Source organism: Gottfriedia solisilvae (assembly GCF_002128405.1).
In the GTDB taxonomy this organism is placed as follows: domain Bacteria; phylum Bacillota; class Bacilli; order Bacillales; family Bacillaceae_G; genus Gottfriedia; species Gottfriedia solisilvae.
In genome coordinates this window covers 349227-371585 of the sequence record NZ_NETJ01000001.1, presented here as the reverse complement: position 1 = coordinate 371585, position 22359 = coordinate 349227, and the positions used below count along the sequence as shown (strand labels likewise).

26 protein-coding genes are annotated in these 22359 nt (G+C 31.6%); 17 read left to right on the top strand and 9 right to left on the bottom strand.

Going from position 1 to position 22359, the window contains the following annotated elements:
* The first annotated feature begins 44 nt into the window (after window positions 1-44).
* Genes CAB05_RS01765 through recQ form a run of 3 tightly spaced genes read left to right on the top strand, consistent with a single transcriptional unit; the run spans window position 45 to window position 3338 of the window.
* Window positions 45-761: a pseudouridine synthase gene (locus tag CAB05_RS01765; protein ID WP_087998094.1), complete on the top strand. Its 717-nt coding sequence runs from the start codon at window positions 45-47 to the stop codon at window positions 759-761.
* Window positions 745-1185, top strand: a complete 441-nt coding sequence (locus CAB05_RS01760) for a YaiI/YqxD family protein (protein WP_087998093.1) — start codon at window positions 745-747, stop codon at window positions 1183-1185. Before CAB05_RS01765 ends, CAB05_RS01760 begins: the two co-directional genes overlap by 17 nt.
* Window positions 1186-1229: 44 nt before the next feature.
* Window positions 1230-3338 (top strand): DNA helicase RecQ, encoded by a 2109-nt coding sequence (recQ, locus tag CAB05_RS01755; RefSeq protein ID WP_087998092.1) that lies wholly within the window; start codon window positions 1230-1232, stop codon window positions 3336-3338.
* A gap of 75 nt (window positions 3339-3413) precedes the next feature.
* Here the strand turns inward: recQ and CAB05_RS01750 are convergent, their stop codons facing one another.
* From CAB05_RS01750 to CAB05_RS01740, 3 genes are all read right to left on the bottom strand, one after another.
* Window positions 3414-5015 carry a glycoside hydrolase family 10-like protein gene (locus tag CAB05_RS01750; protein ID WP_371870375.1) on the bottom strand — a complete coding sequence of 534 codons (1602 nt, stop codon included), beginning with the start codon at window positions 5013-5015 and terminating at the stop codon, window positions 3414-3416.
* A 780-nt stretch (window positions 5016-5795) separates the two neighbouring features.
* Window positions 5796-6710, bottom strand: coding sequence for a DMT family transporter (locus tag CAB05_RS01745; RefSeq protein WP_087998091.1), 915 nt, complete (start codon window positions 6708-6710; stop codon window positions 5796-5798).
* Between the two features lie 106 nt (window positions 6711-6816).
* Complete coding sequence (locus CAB05_RS01740; RefSeq protein ID WP_087998090.1) at window positions 6817-7065, bottom strand: hypothetical protein; 249 nt, start codon at window positions 7063-7065, stop codon at window positions 6817-6819.
* A 239-nt stretch (window positions 7066-7304) separates the two neighbouring features.
* On the opposite strand from CAB05_RS01740, the gene CAB05_RS01735 reads away from it, so the two are divergent.
* Window positions 7305-7853, top strand: a complete 549-nt coding sequence (locus CAB05_RS01735; RefSeq protein WP_087998089.1) for an NADPH-dependent FMN reductase — start codon at window positions 7305-7307, stop codon at window positions 7851-7853.
* A gap of 58 nt (window positions 7854-7911) precedes the next feature.
* On the opposite strand, the gene CAB05_RS01730 is transcribed toward CAB05_RS01735, so the two are convergent.
* The gene (locus CAB05_RS01730; protein WP_087998088.1) at window positions 7912-8541 is read right to left on the bottom strand and encodes a trimeric intracellular cation channel family protein; all 630 of its coding nucleotides are present in this window, start codon (window positions 8539-8541) and stop codon (window positions 7912-7914) included.
* A 177-nt stretch (window positions 8542-8718) separates the two neighbouring features.
* Between CAB05_RS01730 and CAB05_RS01725 the strand changes: the two genes are divergently transcribed.
* The 3 genes from CAB05_RS01725 to CAB05_RS01715 all read left to right on the top strand — a co-directional run bounded on the left by CAB05_RS01725 (window position 8719) and on the right by CAB05_RS01715 (window position 11826).
* Window positions 8719-9927: a serine hydrolase domain-containing protein gene (locus CAB05_RS01725; protein WP_087998087.1), complete on the top strand. Its 1209-nt coding sequence runs from the start codon at window positions 8719-8721 to the stop codon at window positions 9925-9927.
* 323 nt (window positions 9928-10250) lie between these two features.
* Entirely contained in the window at window positions 10251-11033 is a 783-nt protein-coding gene (frlD, locus tag CAB05_RS01720; protein ID WP_087998086.1) for a fructoselysine 6-kinase, read from the top strand.
* A gap of 64 nt (window positions 11034-11097) precedes the next feature.
* Complete coding sequence (locus CAB05_RS01715; RefSeq protein ID WP_087998085.1) at window positions 11098-11826, top strand: GntR family transcriptional regulator; 729 nt, start codon at window positions 11098-11100, stop codon at window positions 11824-11826.
* Between the two features lie 79 nt (window positions 11827-11905).
* On the opposite strand, the gene CAB05_RS01710 is transcribed toward CAB05_RS01715, so the two are convergent.
* A complete protein-coding gene (locus tag CAB05_RS01710) occupies window positions 11906-12088 on the bottom strand; it encodes a hypothetical protein (RefSeq protein WP_087998084.1) in 183 nt (60 codons plus the stop codon).
* A 75-nt stretch (window positions 12089-12163) separates the two neighbouring features.
* Window positions 12164-13519 carry an MATE family efflux transporter gene (locus tag CAB05_RS01705; RefSeq protein WP_087998083.1) on the bottom strand — a complete coding sequence of 452 codons (1356 nt, stop codon included), beginning with the start codon at window positions 13517-13519 and terminating at the stop codon, window positions 12164-12166.
* 109 nt (window positions 13520-13628) lie between these two features.
* Between CAB05_RS01705 and CAB05_RS01700 the strand changes: the two genes are divergently transcribed.
* The 7 genes from CAB05_RS01700 to CAB05_RS22645 all read left to right on the top strand — a co-directional run bounded on the left by CAB05_RS01700 (window position 13629) and on the right by CAB05_RS22645 (window position 17056).
* Entirely contained in the window at window positions 13629-14321 is a 693-nt protein-coding gene (locus tag CAB05_RS01700) for an SDR family oxidoreductase (protein WP_087998082.1), read from the top strand.
* A 72-nt stretch (window positions 14322-14393) separates the two neighbouring features.
* Window positions 14394-14552 carry a hypothetical protein gene (locus tag CAB05_RS22000; RefSeq protein ID WP_158093158.1) on the top strand — a complete coding sequence of 53 codons (159 nt, stop codon included), beginning with the start codon at window positions 14394-14396 and terminating at the stop codon, window positions 14550-14552.
* Window positions 14553-14739: 187 nt separating this feature from the next.
* Window positions 14740-15672 carry a manganese-dependent inorganic pyrophosphatase gene (locus CAB05_RS01695; protein ID WP_087998081.1) on the top strand — a complete coding sequence of 311 codons (933 nt, stop codon included), beginning with the start codon at window positions 14740-14742 and terminating at the stop codon, window positions 15670-15672.
* A gap of 78 nt (window positions 15673-15750) precedes the next feature.
* Complete coding sequence (locus tag CAB05_RS01690) at window positions 15751-16113, top strand: hypothetical protein (protein WP_087998080.1); 363 nt, start codon at window positions 15751-15753, stop codon at window positions 16111-16113.
* Window positions 16114-16142: 29 nt separating this feature from the next.
* On the top strand, window positions 16143-16658 hold the full coding sequence (locus tag CAB05_RS01685; RefSeq protein WP_087998079.1) for a YfiT family bacillithiol transferase: 516 nt from the start codon (window positions 16143-16145) through the stop codon (window positions 16656-16658).
* 80 nt (window positions 16659-16738) lie between these two features.
* Entirely contained in the window at window positions 16739-16861 is a 123-nt protein-coding gene (locus CAB05_RS22650) for an arsenate reductase/protein-tyrosine-phosphatase family protein (RefSeq protein ID WP_308464599.1), read from the top strand.
* A gap of 33 nt (window positions 16862-16894) precedes the next feature.
* Window positions 16895-17056, top strand: coding sequence for a hypothetical protein (locus CAB05_RS22645; RefSeq protein WP_308464598.1), 162 nt, complete (start codon window positions 16895-16897; stop codon window positions 17054-17056).
* A 40-nt stretch (window positions 17057-17096) separates the two neighbouring features.
* Here CAB05_RS22645 and CAB05_RS01675 read toward each other — a convergent pair whose 3' ends face one another.
* On the bottom strand, window positions 17097-17711 hold the full coding sequence (locus tag CAB05_RS01675) for a LysE/ArgO family amino acid transporter (RefSeq protein ID WP_087998078.1): 615 nt from the start codon (window positions 17709-17711) through the stop codon (window positions 17097-17099).
* Between the two features lie 83 nt (window positions 17712-17794).
* Here CAB05_RS01675 and CAB05_RS01670 point away from each other — a divergent pair, with 83 nt between their 5' ends.
* A complete protein-coding gene (locus CAB05_RS01670; protein ID WP_142283040.1) occupies window positions 17795-18043 on the top strand; it encodes a hypothetical protein in 249 nt (82 codons plus the stop codon).
* A 350-nt stretch (window positions 18044-18393) separates the two neighbouring features.
* Here CAB05_RS01670 and CAB05_RS01665 read toward each other — a convergent pair whose 3' ends face one another.
* Entirely contained in the window at window positions 18394-18912 is a 519-nt protein-coding gene (locus CAB05_RS01665) for a GNAT family N-acetyltransferase (RefSeq protein ID WP_087998076.1), read from the bottom strand.
* Window positions 18913-19132: 220 nt separating this feature from the next.
* Between CAB05_RS01665 and pduL the strand changes: the two genes are divergently transcribed.
* Window positions 19133-19705 carry a phosphate propanoyltransferase gene (pduL, locus tag CAB05_RS01660; RefSeq protein ID WP_087998075.1) on the top strand — a complete coding sequence of 191 codons (573 nt, stop codon included), beginning with the start codon at window positions 19133-19135 and terminating at the stop codon, window positions 19703-19705.
* A gap of 107 nt (window positions 19706-19812) precedes the next feature.
* On the opposite strand, the gene CAB05_RS01655 is transcribed toward pduL, so the two are convergent.
* Window positions 19813-20958, bottom strand: coding sequence for a tyrosine-type recombinase/integrase (locus CAB05_RS01655; protein WP_087998074.1), 1146 nt, complete (start codon window positions 20956-20958; stop codon window positions 19813-19815).
* Window positions 20959-21246: 288 nt separating this feature from the next.
* Between CAB05_RS01655 and CAB05_RS01650 the strand changes: the two genes are divergently transcribed.
* Window positions 21247-22248, top strand: a complete 1002-nt coding sequence (locus tag CAB05_RS01650) for a helix-turn-helix domain-containing protein (protein ID WP_158093157.1) — start codon at window positions 21247-21249, stop codon at window positions 22246-22248.
* The last annotated feature ends 111 nt before the right edge of the window (window positions 22249-22359 follow it).

The window sequence follows — 22359 nt, the reverse complement described above, 5'->3', positions numbered from 1 at the left end:
TTTTTGTTATGATGATATAAAAGTTATGTAAAAGAGGAATTGTTTTGAGAATAAATGTTTTTATTAGTGCATCAGGATATTGTTCAAGACGCGCAGCAGAAAGGCTTGTTGCAGCTGGTGATGTTAAAATAAATGGTGTTCTTGCAGAAAAAAATAGTATGGTTGATCATCAAGATATCGTGGAAATAAATGGCGAAGTGCTCCAATTATCAAACGAAAAGGATTATATCATATTAAACAAACCAGTTGGTATCACATGTACTGGTTTACATACTGTAGAAGGAAATATAATAGAATTTGTAAATTATCCGAAAAGATTGTTTCCGGTTGGAAGGCTCGATAAAGATTCAGAGGGTCTAATTATCCTTACAAACGATGGACCTATAGCTCATAAAATCCTTCATAGTGAAAACGGGCATGAAAAGGAATATATCGTAACGGTTGATAAGCCATTTGATCAAGAATTTTTAACAGGTATGTCTGATGGGGTGCCAATAGGTGATGTCATAACAAAAAAGTGTGTAGTGACGAGGGTGGATGAATGTACATTTCGTATTGTTTTAACACAAGGGTTAAATCGTCAAATTCGTAAAATGGCTAAGTATTTCGGATATAAAGTAGTAAAACTGAAGAGAATTCGAATTATGAACATTCATTTAGAGAATCTAGAAGTTGGAAAATGGAGATCTCTATCAGATTTAGAATTAAAAATGCTTATAAATCAATTGAAAGAGGAAGAAATGAATGAAAATCTTAATTGATGCAGATGGATGTCCAGTTGTAAATGAAACGATACAAATTGCAAAAGAGTTTAATGTCCCAGTACTTTTATTATGTGATACTGCGCATATTATGCAAAGAGAAGGGGCAGAAACAATCATCATTTCTCAAGGTGCAGATGCGGTTGATTTTGCGTTAGTTAATAGAGTAACAAAAGGTGATATAGTTATTACGCAAGATTATGGACTTGCTGCTATGGTTTTATCAAAGCAAGCATATGTATTAAATCAAAATGGTCATCAATATACGAATGAAAACATTGATTCTCTCCTTCATTCACGTTATGTTTCAAAGAAAATTCGTAATGCAGGTGGAAGAGTTAAAGGACCTAAGAAACGTCAAAAAGAAGATAATACAAACTTTGAAATTGGTTTAAGAAAAATTTTAACGACGATTACAATGTAGTACAATAAAGTGAAGGAATAAAATCTACAAAAGAGGAGGAACGCATGTTAACTATAGCAAGGAAGAACTTAAAGGAATATTTCGGATATGACCATTTTAGAAAAGGACAAGAACAAATTATCGAAAGAGTTTTATCTGGTCAACACACGGCTGGCATAATGCCGACGGGTGGAGGGAAATCAATTTGTTACCAAATTCCAGCGACAATACTCCAAGGAGTTACCCTCGTCATTTCTCCACTAATCTCTTTAATGAAAGACCAAGTTGATTCCCTACACCAAGTAGGAATACCATCCACTTTTATCAATAGTTCACTTTCATATCATGAGGTAAATGAAAGATTGATGGATTTAAGCATTGGAGAATATAAAATTCTTTATATTGCACCAGAACGACTTGAATCTGAAAGTTTTATCGATCAGTTAAAGCAATTGCCTATTAAACTAGTGGCAGTAGATGAAGCACATTGTATATCATCATGGGGGCACGATTTTAGACCAAGTTATTTAAGAATTAAAGATTTAATTTCTGAATTACCGTCTAATCCAACAATACTTGCACTAACTGCAACGGCTACCCCACAAGTAAAATCTGATATTTGTAGTCAATTAGGCATTGATGAGGAAAGTGCAATTATAACAGGATTTGGAAGAGAAAATCTGTCATTTAAAGTCATTAGAGGACAAAATAGACTTGACTATATTTCTAATTATGTAAAAAAGAATAAAAATGAAGCTGGAATTATTTATGCTGCAACTAGAAAAGAAGTTGATAAAGTAACAGAACAATTGAAAAAACTTGGTGTGTCAGTTGGTAGATATCATGCAGGTTTAAGTGATGCCGAAAGAACAAGACAACAAGATGCATTTCTTCAGGATGATATAAATGTCATTGTAGCAACAAATGCGTTTGGGATGGGTATTGATAAATCAAATGTGAGATACGTAATTCATTATCAAATGCCTAAAAACATGGAAAGTTACTATCAAGAGGCAGGAAGAGCAGGGCGAGATGGATTAGAAAGTGAGTGTATTTTACTTTTTAATGCACAAGATGTACAAATCCAAAGATTTTTAATTGAGCAGTCAACTCATGATTTTAATAGAGAAAAACAAGAAATTCAAAAACTACAATCAATGAAGGATTACAGTTACCTAGAAACATGTTTACAAGCTTTTATACTTCACTATTTTGGAGATCAAACGAATCAAAACTGTGGAAAATGTAGTAATTGTATCGATCAACGTTCTTCTATTGATATTACAAAAGACGCTCAAATCGTTTTATCATGTATTATAAGAATGGGTGAACGATTTGGGAAAACAATGGTTGCTTCAGTATTAACTGGCTCGTCAAATAAAAAATTGCTAGACTTTAACTTCCAGACATTATCAACTTATGGACTGTTAAAAAATCGTACGTTAAAGAATGTAGGAGACTTAATTGACTTTTTAACATCAGAACAATATATAGGTGTAACCGATGGGAAATTCCCCTTATTAAATGTAACAAATAAAGGAAGAGAAGTACTTTTAAATAAAGTTCAGGTAATGAAAAAAGAAGAAATTATTGTTGAAGCAACTTCTACAAACAGTGAGTTATTTGAACAATTACGTGCATTGCGTAAAGAGATTGCCACAGAATTAGGTGTTCCACCATTTGTTGTTTTTTCTGATAGCACTTTGCGAGATTTATGTAAGTTACTGCCTGAAACAGACGAAGAATTTTTAGAAGCTAAAGGAGTAGGGCTTCAAAAGCAGCAACGATTTGGTAAGCAATTTATCGAATTAATTCAGGCATATAAGGCAGCAAACCAAATTGAACAATCAGTTAAACCTATCATTTCTTCAATGAAGGAGAAGATTCCTTCACATGAAATTTCATATGATTTATATAAAGAAGGTTTAAATATTAAAGAAATCGCTAAACAAAGAGGATTAAATCCAGTAACGATTGAAAGCCATATTCTTCAAGGTGCAGTGGAGGATACGACTTTTGAATGGGGCGAAATTTTACCAAATGATATAGAGGAAGAAATAAATGCTGCGATTAAATTGGTAGGAAGCGAAAAGCTAAAACCAATCAAAGAAGAGCTTAATGCTGATATTAGTTATTTCATGATCAAAGCGGCAATTATGAAGGCTGGAATTTAAAGTTAAGTCCAATAAATTTAAACAAAAAAGAGCTTCCACTATTGGAAGCTCTTTTTATTTAAGTAAAGGGAGATGTTAAAGTTTATTTGCTTTTACAATTATTTTTTTAGTCTCTTTACTTTCATTGTGATTTCGATCAACTGCTGTAATTACGTAAGTATAGTCTTTATCCTGTGATATTGTACTATCAAGATAAGTTGTTTCTTTTTTTACAGATTTACGAACAGTAGTTAAAATATTTCTTGCATCGTTTATATTATCTGCATTTTTACCTTCAAAACGATAGACGACATAATAAGCGACATCTTTATCACTTGGGTTATTTTGAATCGTAAGTAAATTTCCTTCAGCGATTCTAGTTGCTTTTTTAAATTTTGGTTTCTTTGGAGCTTGATTATCAATCCATGGCATAGAAGGGATTAAAGCTTTTGTTCGATATTCAACTTGGCTTAAACGATCTTTAATACCTAGTGGATTATTATTTAAGCTTTTTATTGAAAAATGCATACTTCCTTTTATTTGTGGAATTTGGCGATTTAATGCGATTTGATTTGGCAGTTCATTTGGCAGAGCCCATGCTTCATTATTAGCATTAATTTTGTATGCAGCTTGTCCAATATACAAATCGACATTTTTTCCTTCAACTTCCTTCGTCCACCAATCTGCTAAAATATCATAAGCTGCTGGTTCAAACCCAATATTCCAGTAAATTTGAGGGGTAATATAATCTATATACTCTTTATTTATCCATTCTCTTGTATCTGCGAACAAATCGTCATAATTCGTTTGACCTGCAGTTGTATTTGAACCTGTTGGGTCTTTAGCGATATTACGCCATACTCCAAATGGACTGATACCGAATTTAACATAAGGTTTTACTTGCTTTATGCTTTCATTAACCTCTTTTACAAACTGATCCACATTGTCACGTCGCCAATCATCTTTATCTGTAAATAAATCTTTACCATATTTTTCATAACTTAAATGGTCTGGAAATTCCTGACCTGCTATGCGATATGGATAAAAATAATCGTCCATATGGACTGCATCAATATCGTAATTCCTAACAACCTCCATGATCCCATCTTCAATAAACTGACGAGCTTCAGGAATACCTGGATCAAAATACAACTGGGTACCATAAGGGATAACCCAATCTGGATGTTTTCTAGCAGGATGAGACTCTGCTAAAGTATTTAAATCTTCTAAAGTTGCGTTACCTGGGGTAGTACGGGGCATTGTAATTCGATACGGATTAAACCATGCATGAAATTCAATATTTCGCTTATGTGCTTCTTCAACCATAAATGCAAGCGGATCATAACCTGGATCCTTACCTTGTGTTCCTGTTAAATATTTTGACCAAGGTCCATATTGGGAAGGATAAAATGCATCAGCTGTTGGTTTAATTTGGACAACAACAGAGTTCATTCCCATTTTTTCAACATCATCTAATAGCTTAATAAACTCCGATTTTTGCTGCATAACAGATAAACCTGTTTTAGAAGGCCAATCAATATTTGTAACTGAGGCAATCCAAGCAGCACGTAGTTCATGTTTAGGAGGTACCATGTACTGTGAAAGTGTTTCCGCCTTCACAGTTGGAAAATTTGGTAGTAATAATGATGTTCCGACTGTTAGTGCAAGTACATATTTCCCAATCTTTCTTCTTTTCATAAGTAATCCACCTAGCTTTCTATTAAATTAGTAGCGCTTACATAATATAAAGCTACCAAAACTGGAAAGTATTGTCTATACAAAATTGTAATAAAATTTCAATAATTTAGAAAATATTTAGAAATTAAATTTCAAATCGTGATTTCTTTATCCAGGGAATATTAGTTTGGAAAGGAGGGATTCAAAATCGACTTAACATCAAAAATGCTTACAAGCTACTATTCATTTTAAATAGATAGAGTGTTTTAAATAGGGATATGGCATAGGGGGAATTATATAAACATTAACTGATGAAAATGTTAAATACTGATTTATTTAAGAACAGTCCAATTGAAATATTATCAGACTAGTCATTTATGAAACCTTTAAAATTTTATTATGCAAAAAACAGAACATATATTCTGGTATTCTATTATTCTTTATGGTAAAATTAGGTAGAGTAGAGTTGTGGTAGGTGCCTTTCTTCGGTTGAAGGGAGGTGATATGGTGACTGGTTATGAGATTGCAACACTAATTATCCAAAGTATTGGAATAACATCAACTGTAATCTTAAGTGTAATCGGTATCGTCGTTTCTTTGAATAAAAGAAAATAACCACCCTACCCCTCGAATGGATGTGGTGGCTATATTCACTAGGTCCGAGGAAGCAACTTTACAATTACTACTCGGAAGGAGATGTGTATGCAGCACATCTCTTTTTAGTATATTCTTAATGATTATATTATAGTACTTTTAGTATAATTTGACAATGAACTTGTCTTTCTTTTTACTTAATTCTGATCAATTTGCAATCTTCTTTGATGAATTACTAACTTCTTTTTTAGTAGAATTGAGCAACATGATTAATGCGATCCCTAAAAACGTAAGGAAAATTCCTACGATTTGAAGAGGGGTTGGCTTAAAGCCAGTTATCATAGTATCTAGTACAATTGCTACTGCAGGATCTAAAAAAGTAAGGACAGCAATTGTATTTGCAGGTAGAAATCGAATATTCCCAAAAAATAAAGCATAAATCACGCCAGTATGTACGAAGCCAATAATTAATATAAAAGTCCAATTTTCCATATGTAGGTTATGGAAAGCACTAAATTTTACAAAAGGAAGAAGTAAAATGAAGCCTAGTGTAGTCTGTAAAAGTGTCGTAAAATATGCACTTGTTTGAGTGATCCCTTTATTAACAATCATTAAAAAGCCATAAAAAATTGCAGCAAGAAATGCCCATATTACACCAGAAGAAAGAAGTGTTTTAAAAGTAAAATCTGAGTTGATCCCTGATAGTAGGATTGAACCAATAAAACTACTAAAAACACCAAGTAGTGGTATCATAGTTATCTTTTCTTTAAAAATAAGGCTTCCCACTAAGAATAATATGACAGGTGCTAAATAATAGATAGAGATCGAAATCGTCACTGATAAATTTTCAAATGATTTAAATAGGAAAACCCAATTACAAACTAATAAGACTCCACTAAATAGTGATAGAAAAATATCTTTTTTATGATAGACTTCGTTTTTATATAAGCCAGTTAAAAACCAAACTAAAAATAAAAAAATACTGGCAAATATACATCGTATAAATACTAAATCAATTGCTTTAAGTCCCGTTTTTGGGGCAATAAATCCAATAGTTCCAAAAATAGCCATTGCGATGATAATACTAATCGTTGCTTTATTGTTGACCTCTTGTTTTGTCATAACATCACCTTCTTAATTTTAATATTCTGTCAAATAAGTATAATAGAAAATATGACGAAGTATCAATTATAAAAAAGTAGCTCCTTGTTTTTGTTCGAATCTTATTTTATAAAAATGCAAGCACACCTAATACGAAATATCCTATGATCACGAGAAATATAATGGAGAGTAGTGTTAAAGAGATTTTTTTCCAAACACCTTCACTATAAAGCGCAGATAGTACAGAAAGTAGATATAAGATAAATATTGTTATATATGCAAATGCATGATTTATATACTTGCCTTGTATGGAAAGTACGAAAAGTATGTCTGCTAAAAGAAAAAGAATTGAAAGTTTTCCTAAATGCTTCTTCATTTGATTCCTCCATTTTTTTCCATCTTTAACAATCTATATTCAATAATGATATTTAAACAACCTTCATATTATTTAAATTCAACTAATATCATGACTAAGTATCTTATTTTAAAATAGAAAAACATGGTAATTCAAAAATCTTCTTTTATAATATTAATATAAGATTCCTAGAAGGATTTTAAGAAAAGTTGTCGAAACATAATCTTGTACATCATCATAATACAGTGAGGAGAATTATATTGAATATTGTCGTAGTAAATGGTTCACCAAGAGCAATTGGAAGAACTGGTGTATTAGCAAAACAACTTGTTGATGTTTTTAATTTTTCATTAGTAGATTTAGCTTTAGGTGAATTACCTTTATATAATGGTGAAGCTGAACAAAAAGAATTAGATGTTGTTAAATCAATTCGAAATACATTAATTCAAGCAGATGGAATTGTGCTATGTACACCTGAGTATAATAATGCAATGAGCGGCGCATTAAAAAATTTAATCGAGCTATTTGGATCTGAACCTTTTAAGAAAAAGCCGATTGCTTTATTGGCAGTTGCTGGTGGAGGAAAAGGTGGCATTAATGCGCTTAATAATGCAAGAACAGTTGTAAGAGGTGTTTATGGAAATGCAATTCCAAAACATCTAGTTTTAGATCCAGTTGATTTCATTGAAAATGATATTTCAGTGAAAGAGGATGCCTTTACAAAAGTTACTGAAGTGATTGATGAATTAAAAGAATATGTACAAAAAGAAATTTTATACAAAGAATTTTTAGAATCAAAAAGCTTCTAATAAAAATGGCCCTCTACTAGTCAACACTAGTTTAGGGCCATTCATTATAATATAGTAGTTATTCCATATTGAAAGATTTATCATTTACATTGCGAATTGGGAAATTTACTTTATAACGAACCGCTATAATTCTTATAAGCGTTGTAATTACAAAACAAATATAAAGTGATGATAATTTTGAGAAAATTTCACTCGTTAACAAAATGGATACAGAGCCTACAATTGCTGCAATTGCATAGATTTCTTTTTGGAAAACAAGCGGTATTTCCCTTGCGAACACATCTCTCATAATTCCACCACCGATTCCAGTGATTAAACCCATTGAAACAATTAAGAATGCTCCTTTTAATCCATGGTCAATTGCAGAATACGCACCGACCGCTGTAAATACACCAAGTCCAATTGCATCTGTTAATATTAAAGTAGTTTGAAACTGTAATGTACGTTGATAAAATAACCATGTTAAAATAGAAATGATAGTACTTACAATAAAATATTGAGGCTTTACGAATACGTTAGGCACGGATTGACCTAAAATGATATCTCGAATTAATCCTCCACCTAAAGCTGTACATGCAGCTAAAAAAACAACACCAAATAAATCCAATTTCTTTTGAATTCCGACTAAAGTACCAGAGATACTAGCCGCTATAATTCCTGCATATACAAAAACCTCGATTAAAATCATTCTCCTCTATCCCCTAACAAACAATTTCATAAGAATCATTTTAACAACATGAAGTTTCTATTACAATATTAAAATAGTTTTGAAAACGCTTCATTTTAAAAATATTTTTCGTCAGAGAAAATAACTGCAAATTAACGGTTAAACATACAATTTTTATTTGAACAGGAGAGAGCGAAAATGAGTAATATAACAAACAAAAATGATCTTTCAACAGTTTTTTATCAAGAAATAGATGCAATTATGAAACGATATAAAATTATTGGCTGTCAAGCAGTGTCTGTATATAAAGAACAAGTTATTTGGTCTGATTCCTTTGGTGATCGGGACTTCGAAAAGAAGCTATCAGTTTCAGAAAATACGATGTTTAGAATTGCATCTATCTCAAAGTTATTTACTGTAACTGCGATCATGCAACTTTTTGAAAGACAACAATTAACATTGGATACTGATATTAGTGACTATCTAGGTTTTGAAGTAAGAAATCCAAAGCATCCAAATTCAATCATAACGTTAAAACAACTACTAACTCACACGTCTTCACTTACGTCAGACGAAGAATCTAACAGTATTTATGCAAAATTCATTAAGGATGGTCAGTCAAGTCCTAGTGTAAGTCTTAAAGAACTTTTAGTACCAGGAGGAAAATACTATACTACTCAAATTTGGGGAGATTGGCAGCCGGGGACTTCTTCAAATTGGGTATATTCTAATATTGGTGCGATCATATGTGGAGCAATTATTGAACAAGTTTCAGGAATACGATTCGATTCTTTTATTCAGCAAAATATATTTAAACGACTAGGTATGGAAAATGTTGCATTTTCTTATGCTGGAATGAAAAAAGTCCATGAATACGGCAATTTATATGAATTAGATGAAAATACAAAAAAATATATGGTTACAATACAAGACGCAAATGAAACTAAATTTAATAAGGATTCTTTTAAAAATTATATACCTGGAACGCATGGTGGTTTATTTGAACCCCAGGGAGGGTTACGTACTTCTGCATTTGAGTTAAGTAAGTTTTTACGAGCTCTAATGAATGGAGTATATAATGGAACAAGTTTGCTTAAGGAAGAAACGTTGAATGAGATGAAATCAGTTCACTGGATGAGAGAAGATGAGAACCACTTTTTCTCGAAGATGGGTTTAGGTTTTCATATCAGTCATGACTTCTTATCTGATTATAATGAAATGATTGGTCATGCTGGTGAGGCATATGGTCTGATTAGTAATCTATATTGGAATGAAGAAAAGAAATTTGGGATTATCTTTATATTAAATGGAGCAAGTTTTAGCCTACTAAACAATAGTAGGTTTGATGTTGAAAAAGAATTAGCTAAAGTAATCTTCGAACAGACAATTAAACAATATATCGATTAATAAATAAGTTTATAAAATGCATTGAATTGAATTAAATTCTCTTAGTTTAAATCTTACCCAAATTTTTGATCCTGGAAGTCAGAGTTTAATATGATCTGACTTCCTATTTTTATTGGAAAAAAACTTGATTCGCTCTAGATAATCAAAAGCAGGGTAAAAATGAAGGAGGATTTAATCAGAAAATTTTGTTAAAAAATGATTGTGAATAATGTGATATATTGTTACAATACAAGGCATAACAAATTAAATTTTAGAGAACTCCAATTGCAATATTATCAATTTATGAGCAAATTTAAAAATACAATATGGAAGTGGGGAAAACTGTGAGAATCGTAACCATTGGAGATAATTGTATGGACGTATATCAAAATAGAGGTGAGGCTTACCCTGGAGGAAATCCAGTTAATGTAAGCGTGTATTTAAAGGATTTAGGTGTAGATTCATCATATATAGGCTGGGTAGGTAGTGATGCTTATGGTGATAAAATGATAAAAGCAATTCAAAGTAGAGGTGTGGATGCTTCATTTGTTTCTAAAAAAGAAGGTAATACAGCGATAACATTTGTTGAATTAGTTAATAATGACCGTCAGTTTGGAAAATATGATGAAGGAGTTATGGCAGATTTTACGCTAACAGCAGAAGAGATTGATTATATAGAAACATTCCAACTAGTACATGCAGGTATATGGGGGCATGTAGATCCGTTTTTTTCAACTTTTAAGGAAAGAGGATTACAAACTTCATTCGATTTCTCCGATCAGTTACATCATGAACTAGTTAAAACATTACCACGCTTTGTTGATTATTCATTTTTCTCATATACGAATGACGATTCTTATATAAGAGAGTTTTTAAAAGAAGTTTTCAATTTAGGGTCAAAAGTTGTTGTAGCTACTTTAGGGGAAAATGGCTCTTTAGCCTATGATGGTAAACAGTTTTATAAAAGCGATGTCGTTAAAGGAAATGTGGTCGATACAATGGGAGCGGGAGATTCATTTATTTCAGGATTCCTTTTTGGTCGTTTAAAAGGAAATGAAATGAATGAATGTTTACAAATTGGATCAGAAACAGCCGCAAAAACAATCAGCTATTTTGGTGCATGGTGACGAGAACAAGTTATCGATGTATAATCAATCTATAAATGAATAGATTGGAAAAGGATGAAGATAAATGAAATTAAATTCTTCAACTACCCAGCCTTTATATATGCAGATTAGACAGATGCTCCAAGATGATATAAAGGAAGGCAAGTATAAACCAGAAGAACAAATTCCTACAGAAGCTGAGCTTTGTGAATTTTATAATGTGAGTCGTATTACAATCAGAAAAGCAATTGAAGAATTAGTAAGAGAAGGTTCTTTGACCCGTATTCCTCGCAGGGGGACTTTTGTGACAAATCAGAAATTTCATAATGAATTGATTTCTGTAAGTGGATTTTCAGAGTTTAGCCATCAATTAGGTATGATCCCAAATTCACGAATTCTGAAAAGTGAAATCATTGAAGCATCTTATGAGGTAGCGAATCGCCTAAGCATAGAAGAGGGTAGTCCTGTATTAGAATTAGAAAGGTTAATGTATGTAAATGATCATCCGCTTTTTTATGATATTGCGTACTATTCCTTACTTCGTTTTCCAAATTTAGAACAGAAAATTGCGAAAGATGAATCTACATATAAAATTCTATCAAATGAATATCAAACAGAAATCGTTGCGAACGATAAAATAATTGATGTAATCGGTGCAACAACAGAGTATGCTAAATTTTTAGATTGCGATATTGGTTCTAATCTTTATAAAATAGTAAAGATTGCTTTTGATTCAAATGATGAACCAGTGCATCTTTCTACTTTTGTTTGTGAAACCAAAAAAGTCAACTTAACGGTTCACCGAGCAAGATAATACATAATCATATTACGAAATGAAGGATAGCTAATAGTGGCTATCCTTTTTGCTTCTACTAAATTTTTTAATAAGGAAGTTAATTATTCAAATTCTCTTTTTCCTTTAAGATAAAATAGAGAAGTATGCTGAAAAAAAAGCCAGCTTCAATTGCACTGATCATACTGCTAGTTAATTTTGTTTCATTAAAACCGAATAATATATGGCATAAGGTATACAATCCGGTCAGAACGATGATCCATCGGAGAAATATTTTCTTCATTAATGAATACTTCCTTTCAAATTAAATAAAAAATAAGACGTCCAATTCAATCGAGAATTAAACGTCTTATTTTGCTTACGCTATATCTTTTGCAAGTTTAATCTTTTGATTTTGTAATTGAATTAAGCGGTAAGTTAATGTAATTGCCGATACTGATAAACCAACAATTAGCCCGACCCAGTATCCTTTTGCGCCTAATTCAGTGTTTTTTAATACATAACCAACCGGAAGGGCAATGATCCAATACGCTAAAATCATCATTAACAATGTTACATTCACATCTTTATAACCTCTTAATGCACCTTGAATTGGCGCAGCGAATGCATCAAATAATTGGAACATAATCGCAAATATTAAGAAACCACCAGCCAACGCTTGAACTGACGAATCATTTGTATATAAACCAGCTACATCATATCTAAAGAAGTAGATAATAATACCAAAGAGTGATGCAATTAATAAAGCCATGACTAAACCGATTTTACTGTATTCCTTAGCATTTTGAAATTGCTTTGCACCGACCTCATATCCCACCGCTATTGTTAATGCCATTGAGATACTAAGTGGGACCATATACAACATACTGGCAAAATTCATTGCTACGGTGTGCGCAGCAATTGTTTCTGTATCAAATTCACTTAATAATAATGTAACAACTGCAAATACACTTACTTCAAAAAAGATACTTAAACCAATTGGTACGCCAAGCTTTAAAATACTTTTCCAAGTGGCAATTGAAACTGGAACAAAATTCTTAAAAATACGGAAGGATTTAAAAGGTTCTTTTGATTGAACAATATAAGTAGCTAAACCAAAAATAATCCAATACGTAATTGCAGATGCAACACCAGAGCCAACACCACCGAGTCGTGGTAACCCAGCTTTACCAAAAATGAGGAAATAATTTAAAATGACATTAATCGGAACAGACACAATCGTAATAATCATAGTTGTTCTCGTATTACCTAAGCCATCAATAAATTGACGAAGAACAGTGTATAAAAATAACGGTAAAATTCCAAATGATAAAGAAAATATAAAATGAAGTGCAACTCGATGAACTTTCGGTTCTAGATTCATATGATTTAAGATTGGTTGAATTGAAAACATTCCAACGATAATAATGAAAATTGCAAGAAATCCTGCTAAATAAAGAGCTTGCATAACGAGTGGAGCAATTTTTTTGTCTTCTTTTGCACCATTCAAATTAGCTACCATTGTAGTGACAGCGACTAATATTCCAGTAAGTCCAGTACTAATCGGAGCCCAAATACTAACACCTATTGCAACGCCAGCTAAATCTTGTGGGCTACTATTACCAGACATAATCGTATCAAAAAATGACATCGAAAATAATGTCACTTGAGTTACAAGGATTGGGAGTAGTAGTGTGAAAAAGTGAGATATTTTTCCCTTTTTTGTCGTATTCATTTGATCGACCTCCTAAACAAACACTTTTACAATTGTATCATGTTTTGGTTTAATTGCTATAAGTAAATCTTGTTTATAAATTAACTTTGAACAGAAAGTTGGAATTGAATTGAAAAATCAAGTAATCGTTATTACTGGAGCAGGAAGTGGACTAGGTGCTTCACTTGCAAAAAAATATTCTGAAATTGGCGCACATATTTGTTTATTAGGGCGTACTGAAAATAAATTAAAAGATATAGGAAGAGAATTACCAAACAATTATTCGATTCATACAGTTGATATTTCAAAATTAAGTGATGTAAAAAGAGTATTTGATTCAATCACTCAAACGTATGGACAAATTGATTTATTATTTAACAATGCTGGAGTAGGTTCATTTGATTTAGCAGAAGAATTAAGTGAAGAAGATATACATAATATGATTGATACAAATTTAAAAGGAACGATCTTTTGTTCACAGGAAGTTCTTAAACAAATGAAAAAACAAAATAGTGGTACGATTGTCAATATCGTTTCAACAGCAGGTTTAATTGGAAAGGCGACAGAATCAGTTTATTGCGCTAGCAAATTTGGCGTAAAGGGATTCACAGAAAGTTTAGTTGTTGAATTAACTGGGACACCTATTTCTGTTTTTGCTGCATATATGGGTGGAATGAATACAGATTTTTGGTCAGGAATTTTTGATCAAGATAAAACATCTAAAATGATGAATCCAGACGATATTGCTGAAATTATTATGGATAATATTAAACCACGTAAAAACATTGCAATCCCTGAAATCATTATAAAAAATGTAAAATAATTTAATAGAATGACTACCTTTCCATAAACTATTAAGGATTCCAAAGCCTAAATAGATAAAGGAGAAAGGTAAATGAAAAAATCTAAATCAGCAAAAAGTGAAGTAAATAGTCATCAAAATTTAGATGAACTTTTGCTTGAGGATCTTAATACAGCGGACGATATTCCGATTGAATGGCTACCAAAAGATGAGCCAATTACGAAAACAATGTCATATAAAAATTCAGAGTAATATCTAGTATAGAATAGTCAATTTGGCTATTCTTTTTTTTATTGATATGGTATTATTATTGAAGCGTTTTAAGTAATACCCAAATATTTCTATACAGTTTTTACGAATTGATGCTTTGGTATTACATACGTACATAAAAATAGTGAATAATCCAACATAATATTATGAATAAGGTAGGAGAATTTCGATGGAAAAAGTTCTTGTTTTCGGACATAAAAACCCAGATACAGATACAATTTGCTCAGCAATTGCTTATGCTGAGTTAAAAAAAGCATTAGGTGTAGATGCAGAAGCAATCCGTTTAGGCGTTGTAAGTGCTGAAACTCAATATGCTCTAGATACATTTAAATCAGATGCGCCTCGTTTAGTAGAAAAAGTGGCTACAGAAACGAACCAAGTTATCTTAGTCGACCATAACGAGCGTCAACAAAGTGCTGATGATATCGAACAAGTTCGTGTTCTTGAAGTAATCGATCATCACCGTATTGCAAATTTTGAAACAAGCGATCCACTTTACTATCGTTGCGAACCAGTTGGTTGTACTGCGACAATTTTAAATAAATTGTATAAAGAAAATAATGTATCAATTAAGAAAGAAGTTGCAGGATTAATGCTTTCTGCTATCATTTCTGATACTTTATTATTCAAATCACCAACTTGTACAGATCAAGATATTGCTGCAGCAAAAGAATTAGCTGAAATTGCTGGAGTTAATGCAGAAGAATACGGTTTAGAAATGTTAAAAGCAGGTGCTAACCTTGCAGACAAATCAATCGAGACATTAGTATCTTTAGATTCTAAAGAATTCCAAATGGGTAATTATAAAGTAGAAATTGCTCAAGTAAATGCAGTTGATACTAATGATGTACTTGCTCGCCAACAAGAATTAGAAACTGTACTTGAAGGCATTGTATCTAACAAAGGTTTAGATTTATTCTTATTTGTCGTAACTGATATCTTAACAAATGATTCAATTGCAGTTGTAAAAGGTACTGCAACAAATGCGGTAGAAAAAGCTTACAATGTTACATTAGAAAATAATACAGCTCTATTAAAAGGTGTTGTATCTCGTAAAAAACAAATCGTACCAGTGTTAACTGATACATTTAATACTCTTTAATTATTAACAACAAAGTCTTTTGTGGGCTTTGTTGTTTTTATAATTATCGAACTTTAACTTTTAGAGGTAAGTACATCCATGAAGAATTTATTTCATAAAATAATTGCAGCACTTATATCTGCACTTTTATTTAGCTTATTATTTGCTCCAGTTTATATGATTGCTTTATATATTAGCAGTATCGTTTATATAGTACTTGGGATCAGTTGGTCATATTTAGTTGATTTGTTAGTAAAGGTTTTGAGAATTAATACTAAATATGTATTTCAATTTTTAATGTATGTAGTGGCAGCAATTGTTTTAGATCTATTAGCAAACATAAAAGATTTTAATCCTCAGTCAGCACTTTCAACACTTTTCATTTCTGTGCCTGCATCACTACTTTATTTTCATGTACTACTTTTTGTTAATAAATACTTAAGCAAGAAAAAGAATACTTAAAACTCTTTAACGAAATAGGGGGAAGAACGATGGAGAAACTACAGTATCCGATTGGAAGATTTTCAGAACCAACAGACTATACAAAGGAAATTCGGTTAGAATGTATTGAAATCTTAAAAAATGCACCGAAAGAATTTGCAGACCTTATTTATACTCTTACAACTGAGGAACTAAATACACCATATCGTGATGGTGGTTGGAATCCAAAACAAATCATTCATCATGTTGCTGATAGTCATATGAATAGTATCATTCGTATAAAGTTAGCTTTGACTGAAGAAAACCCTACGATAAAGCCTTATGATGAAAATGCTTGGATTACGCTAAGTGATTCAAATATTGAGGTAGAAAGTTCCCTTAAAATTCTTGAAGGTGTACACAAACGCTATGTAAATTTGATTGAATCTTTAACGGAAGATCAATTCAAACGAACAGTTTATCATCCTGAAAGTAAAATAACAATGAGTGTAGACTATCTAGTTGCATTATATGCGTGGCATAGTAAGCATCATTTAGGCCATATAAAGATCGTAAAAAGAACCTAAAATTAATTCAAAATATAAAATTAAAAGATCTAAAACCAAACTATTTAATATTTGTTAAGGTGTGAATTGTTATTAAGTTATTGTTTATTTGTAGTAAAAACAAGTGGAGAAGTCCTACTGCAGAGAAAATATTTCATCTTCGAAATGATTTTGAAGCAAGGTCTGCTGGAACTGAAAATGGAGCAAGAGTTAAAATAACTTAAAGGCCAATCGGTTGGGCAGACATCATCTTTGTCATGGAAAAGAAGCATATGAGAAGAATTAGAGATAAATTCGGAAATTTATTAGATGGTAAACAAATCGTGAATCTTGATATTCCTGATGTTTATCAATTTATGGATGAAGAATTGATTGATATACTTGAAGTTCGGGTAGCTGAACAAATTCAATTCGATTAATAAAAATCCCCCACAATATAAGAGTGGGGGATTTGTCTTTTTATGTATAAAAAAGTGAACTCAATAAGTAGATCGCAATAGCCCAAATAATGATTGCAGATATTTTATTAATCATTACCATGATTTTACCTGTTTGATCTATTTTGCCGACTATTCTTCCTGCAATAGCAAGCGAAGTAAACCAAATCCAAGATACAATAATACATGTGAAAGCAAATATGAATTTTTCTGTTCCTTCATATTGTAATGAATTTGTACCAATGATCCCAATTGTATCCAGTATGGCATGTGGATTTAAAAGTGAAACTGAGGTAGCAAAAAGAATTTGTTTTCTGATTGGAAACGAAGCCTGATTTGACTCGATCGTATTCGGCTTACTTTTCCAAGTTTGCCATCCCATATAAAGTAAAAATAAGATTCCAAATACAAGTAAGGCAGTTTTTAAATAGGGTGATGCTAAAATTAATACAGATACCCCAGTTACAGACAGCGTAATTAAAATTGTGTCACAAATCGAGGCAGTAATTACTACTGGTAAGGCATTGATAAATTTCTTACTACTTGCACCTTGTTGAAAAATAAATACATTCTGAACGCCCAATGGTAGAATTAACCCAAATGCTAACAATACCCCATGTAAAATCGTTTGTATCATGTAATCACCTACTTATTTATTTAGCACTGTATTAACAGAACTGTTCATTAGAAATTGAATACTTTGTTATTTATTGACTAACAATGTCTATTTTTGGGAAGGATAGTAAGAAACTGTTAAAGGAAGTGATGAGTATGTCTCAACAATTTGATAATAATACCCCTGATTATTTAAATTTGACAAATGACCCTGCATTATCTCTTCATGAACTCTCTTATCATTATGATATGAGTTTTAATGATATAGCTGAAGTAAGAGGTATATCAGTAGAAGAATTAATGAACTATTATCAAACAAATACTTCTCACGATGCTTTATTTTATTTTGAATAACTAAAGAAGATCAGCTGAGCCAATTTATATTGGTTTAGCTTTTTTTATGTGTAGAAAAGTAGTCATGTAAACACATTATATTATAAAAAGTAAGAAAACTATAAAAATTAAACCTATCTTTTAAAAAAGTAAGATAAGTTAATTTAGTTTGTAGACAAAAAATAAAAAATAAAAAATAAGAGATTCAGACTGATTGAAAACGCTTGCCTTACGAGGAGTAAAGCCGGATGAGGAACGTATTTATCTTTAACGGTAATGAGAACCGCAAGCAGGCGAAGCAACTAAGAAAGCGAGCGTTTGGCAGCCAGTTTGAAGTTAATATATTTTGAATTAACTTCTTTATACATTCATCATTTCAGTTTATATCTCCAGTTATTACTCTTCATCCATCTTCCACGTGGATATTCAAAGTCACACTGACCAATCAAAGAGAAATGAAGTTTTCTACAAACAGCATTTGATGCAAAATTGTGTGTTGACGGAAATGCATGTAGAAAGTGATGTTTTGAATTCCGTTTAAGGACGGCCATTGCTTTTTCAACTGCTAAGGTTGCAATTCCATTACCTTGATATTCTGGTAGAACATTCCATCCCATTTCATATATGGTTTCGTTTCGCCATACTTTTTCCCAATAACCAACACTTCCGACTTTTAATTGAAGCGGTTGAATCATAATGGTAAACATTTGGCCTTTTTTTTGTGCACCTAACTCAAGATAAAGATTGTGTCGTGATAAAATATGCTCATTGGATTCAGGTCCTCCGAGATATTTCATCATATTAGGTGTATTTAATAAATAGAGTAAATGTAGATCAGAGCTTGTCCAAGGAACAATCTGAATTGATGAAGCGTTTATCCGAATCGTCAATTTTTCACCTCATTAAAGGATTTTGCCTGTATTTTTCCGTATATTAGAATATTATTCTGAAATCGATGGAAATTGTTAGTGAAAACACACAAATAATCATATTATGTAAACTAATTAGTGATATGATGAAAATGTTTAGAAATATTTTAGGTGGTTAAAACTGTCATAAGTAAGCCTTATAGAATGATGAATGTCTAGAAGAAGAAATAAGGAGGGTATCATGACTAATAAAAAAATCCCAGTCGGTGTCTCAAATAGACACATACATCTAACAAAAGAACACTTACATATTTTATTTGGAGAAGGCTATGAATTAAATGTGTGGAAAGACCTATCGCAGCCTGGACAATATGCAGCAGAGGAAAAGGTTGATGTTGTAGGAAATAAAGGTACATTATCTGGTGTACGGGTTTTAGGACCAGTAAGAAATGAAACGCAAATTGAAGTGTCTATTACAGATTCATTCAAACTGGGTGTAAAAGTTCCTTTAAGAAACTCAGGTGATATTGCGAATACTGCGGGATGTAAAATAGTTGGACCAAAGGGTGAAGTAACAATTGAAAAAGGTTTAATCGTAGCAGCAAGGCATATCCATATGCATACGAAAGACGCAGCAGAGTTTGGAGTTTCTGATAAAGATATTGTAAAAGTGAAAGTAGAAGGCGAACGTGGATTAATTTTTGAAAACGTACTTGTTAGAGTAAATGAACAATTTGCACTTGAGATGCATGTAGATGTTGATGAAGGAAATGCAGCGGGTATTACAAAAGATACAAAGGTAGAAATAATCTGATTCGCTTTTTCAAGTTTAAAGAGGTTATAGTGTTCCAAAGTAGAAGCCTAGGGAATTTCCTAGGCTTTCAAACTTTTAAAGGAATTTTTAAAGAAAAACGACAACAATTAATATTCATCTTCATCCCACACATTACTTGCATGTTGATTTCGATTCATCATTTTCGATAAATATAATTCAGTCGTTTGAATACTTTCATGACCAAGACTACGACTAACTTGATAAATGCTTGCCCCTTTTTCAATTGAACGACATGCGTAATGATGTCTGAAAAAGTGAGGGCTTATATTATTCGTGCCGTTCCGTTCTGTAACAAATGGCAGATCTGAACTTTTCACCATATCAACTACAAAATTTGATAAGTATTTAAAAGAGTAATGTTGATTCATTTTATTTGGAAAAAGGGGACTGGAATCTGTTTTACTGATTTGATTTGATAAGCCTCGACGATATCTTAATCTACATAAATCTAGATAAACATGATTTAGTATTTTCACTTCGCGCTTTTTATTTCCTTTTCCAATAATTTGTAACCAATATCCATTTGTATCTTTTGAAACATTACCCCATTTTGCTTCAGCAAGTTCCCGAATCCTCATCCCAGTAGTGGCTAAAAGTTTAATTAAAGTAGATTTCAATATATTACTCTTATAAAAGTCCAACAAAGCCTTTACTTCAGATTCTTCTAAATCGCGATTTGGTAAATCATCTTTTGTAATTTTCGCATCTAAAATTCGAGTATATAGTGCTTCTTGAATATAATTTGAATCAAATAAAAATCTAAAAAAACTTTTTAAAATAACTAGTTTTCTGGATAAAGTAGTTACTCGATATACTTGTTTCTTTTGACCATATTGATAGGTTGAAAGCCACTGTTGATAAGCTTCAATATGTCTTTGCTTTAAATTCATAAACAGGGAAGTTTCATGGTAAATCTCTACATCGTTTCGAATAAAATCTTCACTTTGTTTTAGATAATTATAAAATTGGATTAATTCTCTTATATATTCCATTTTCGTACTTTGTTTTCTTTGCTTTGAGGTTTGGATATCTTTCCGTTGATGAACGTAATAGTAGATCATTTCTAAATCAGAAAAACCATCAAAAAATGAGCGGTTCTGTTTTTCATTATCAAATTTTGCTTGTAAAAGAGCAAGATGGTGCGTTTCATCTAACAATTGATCTATTATGTACGTGTTGTCATTTGTAGTAGTAAGAACTGCTGTATTAATGGAAGGATTAACAGGTAACATGACATGCACCTCCTAATAGTTATATAGAATCTTAAAGTTAGTATGTATTTGAAATTATTTTATCAGTTAGAAATCCAGTCTTATTTTTTATTAATTATATTATATACTTTTTCTTTTAAATAGAAAAATACAATATTATTCTATTTAAATAAAACTATGTATAATTTAATATTAATAAATATATATACGGAATGTAATGATTGGGAACAACTAAGTGATAATTTGTTAAATATATATGATATAATAAAAGAAAATAAGCTGTAAATGGATAAAAGGAAGGTACATACCATGTCTGAAAATGTACAATTCGAAAGAGAAGTTTTGACGACAAATGAAGCTGTAGAAATACTTGGTTTGTCTAAGCAAACAATATATAATTATGTGAAAAATGGTAAACTGAAACTAGTTTATGAGGATTGGCAAATAGATGGTACGATGAAATTTTATCGTGATGAGATTGATAGATTGCAGTCTACTGCAGAAAGACCAACAGGAATTACAGTATTAGAGGCAGCTAATCAACTAGGTGTATCAAAGGCAACGATCCATCAATATATAAAATCTGGGAAATTATCATCGGAAAAAGTATTTATTAAGGGTAGAAATACGTCTTTTATCCCATCTGACGAGGTTCATAAACTTAAAGCTACATTTCTAAGTAATCAAAATAGAAAAACATACTTTTCGAAGAATCTAGCATACTGTTTATTTGGGTTATATATTAAAAGGGATTCAAATGAAAAAGCAAGAATCATCGAATTAAATGAAACTGGAGCTTGTGTAGCAAAAACAAATATGGGTGAATTTCTAAACCAAGAGGAGCTTGTAGAACGTGGCTTTTATAGAGCGTATGAGCTGAAGCAAGTTAAACATAGTACAAAGAGGGGAAATATCGTTTTTCGTTTTCCTTTTCCTCAATCAATCAATGCGCCTATTTTTAGTTTAATCGATACATTTTATCAAAAAATTGGGATTCAAAATATGAATCTATATATTGATGGGAACACAATTATTGCAGAGTTAAAACCGGTTAAATTACAATATCAACCTGATCGTCTAGAGCAAGATTTTGAAATCCTGCAAAACTGTTTGCTGGATGGGAAATTATCTTCTAGACCAGGATTAATTATTTTTTCAAGTAATCAAGAACAATTGACCACATTTGTAGAAGATTCTATGAAAGTGAAAATAAAGCAAATTGCTATAAATCACCAGTTAGGAATTGAAGAGGTCACAGAAAAATTGATTCGTATAGGTTTAGCTGAATATGAAAAAAAACTAGACTTTTAATAAGTGTATTATAATAGAGAAATGAATGTATGATATTACGTTAAAATCATTTTCGATGCGTCTGATAGGTCGTTTTAGATTATTCTGAAATTTATCGAGTTAGGAGATAAT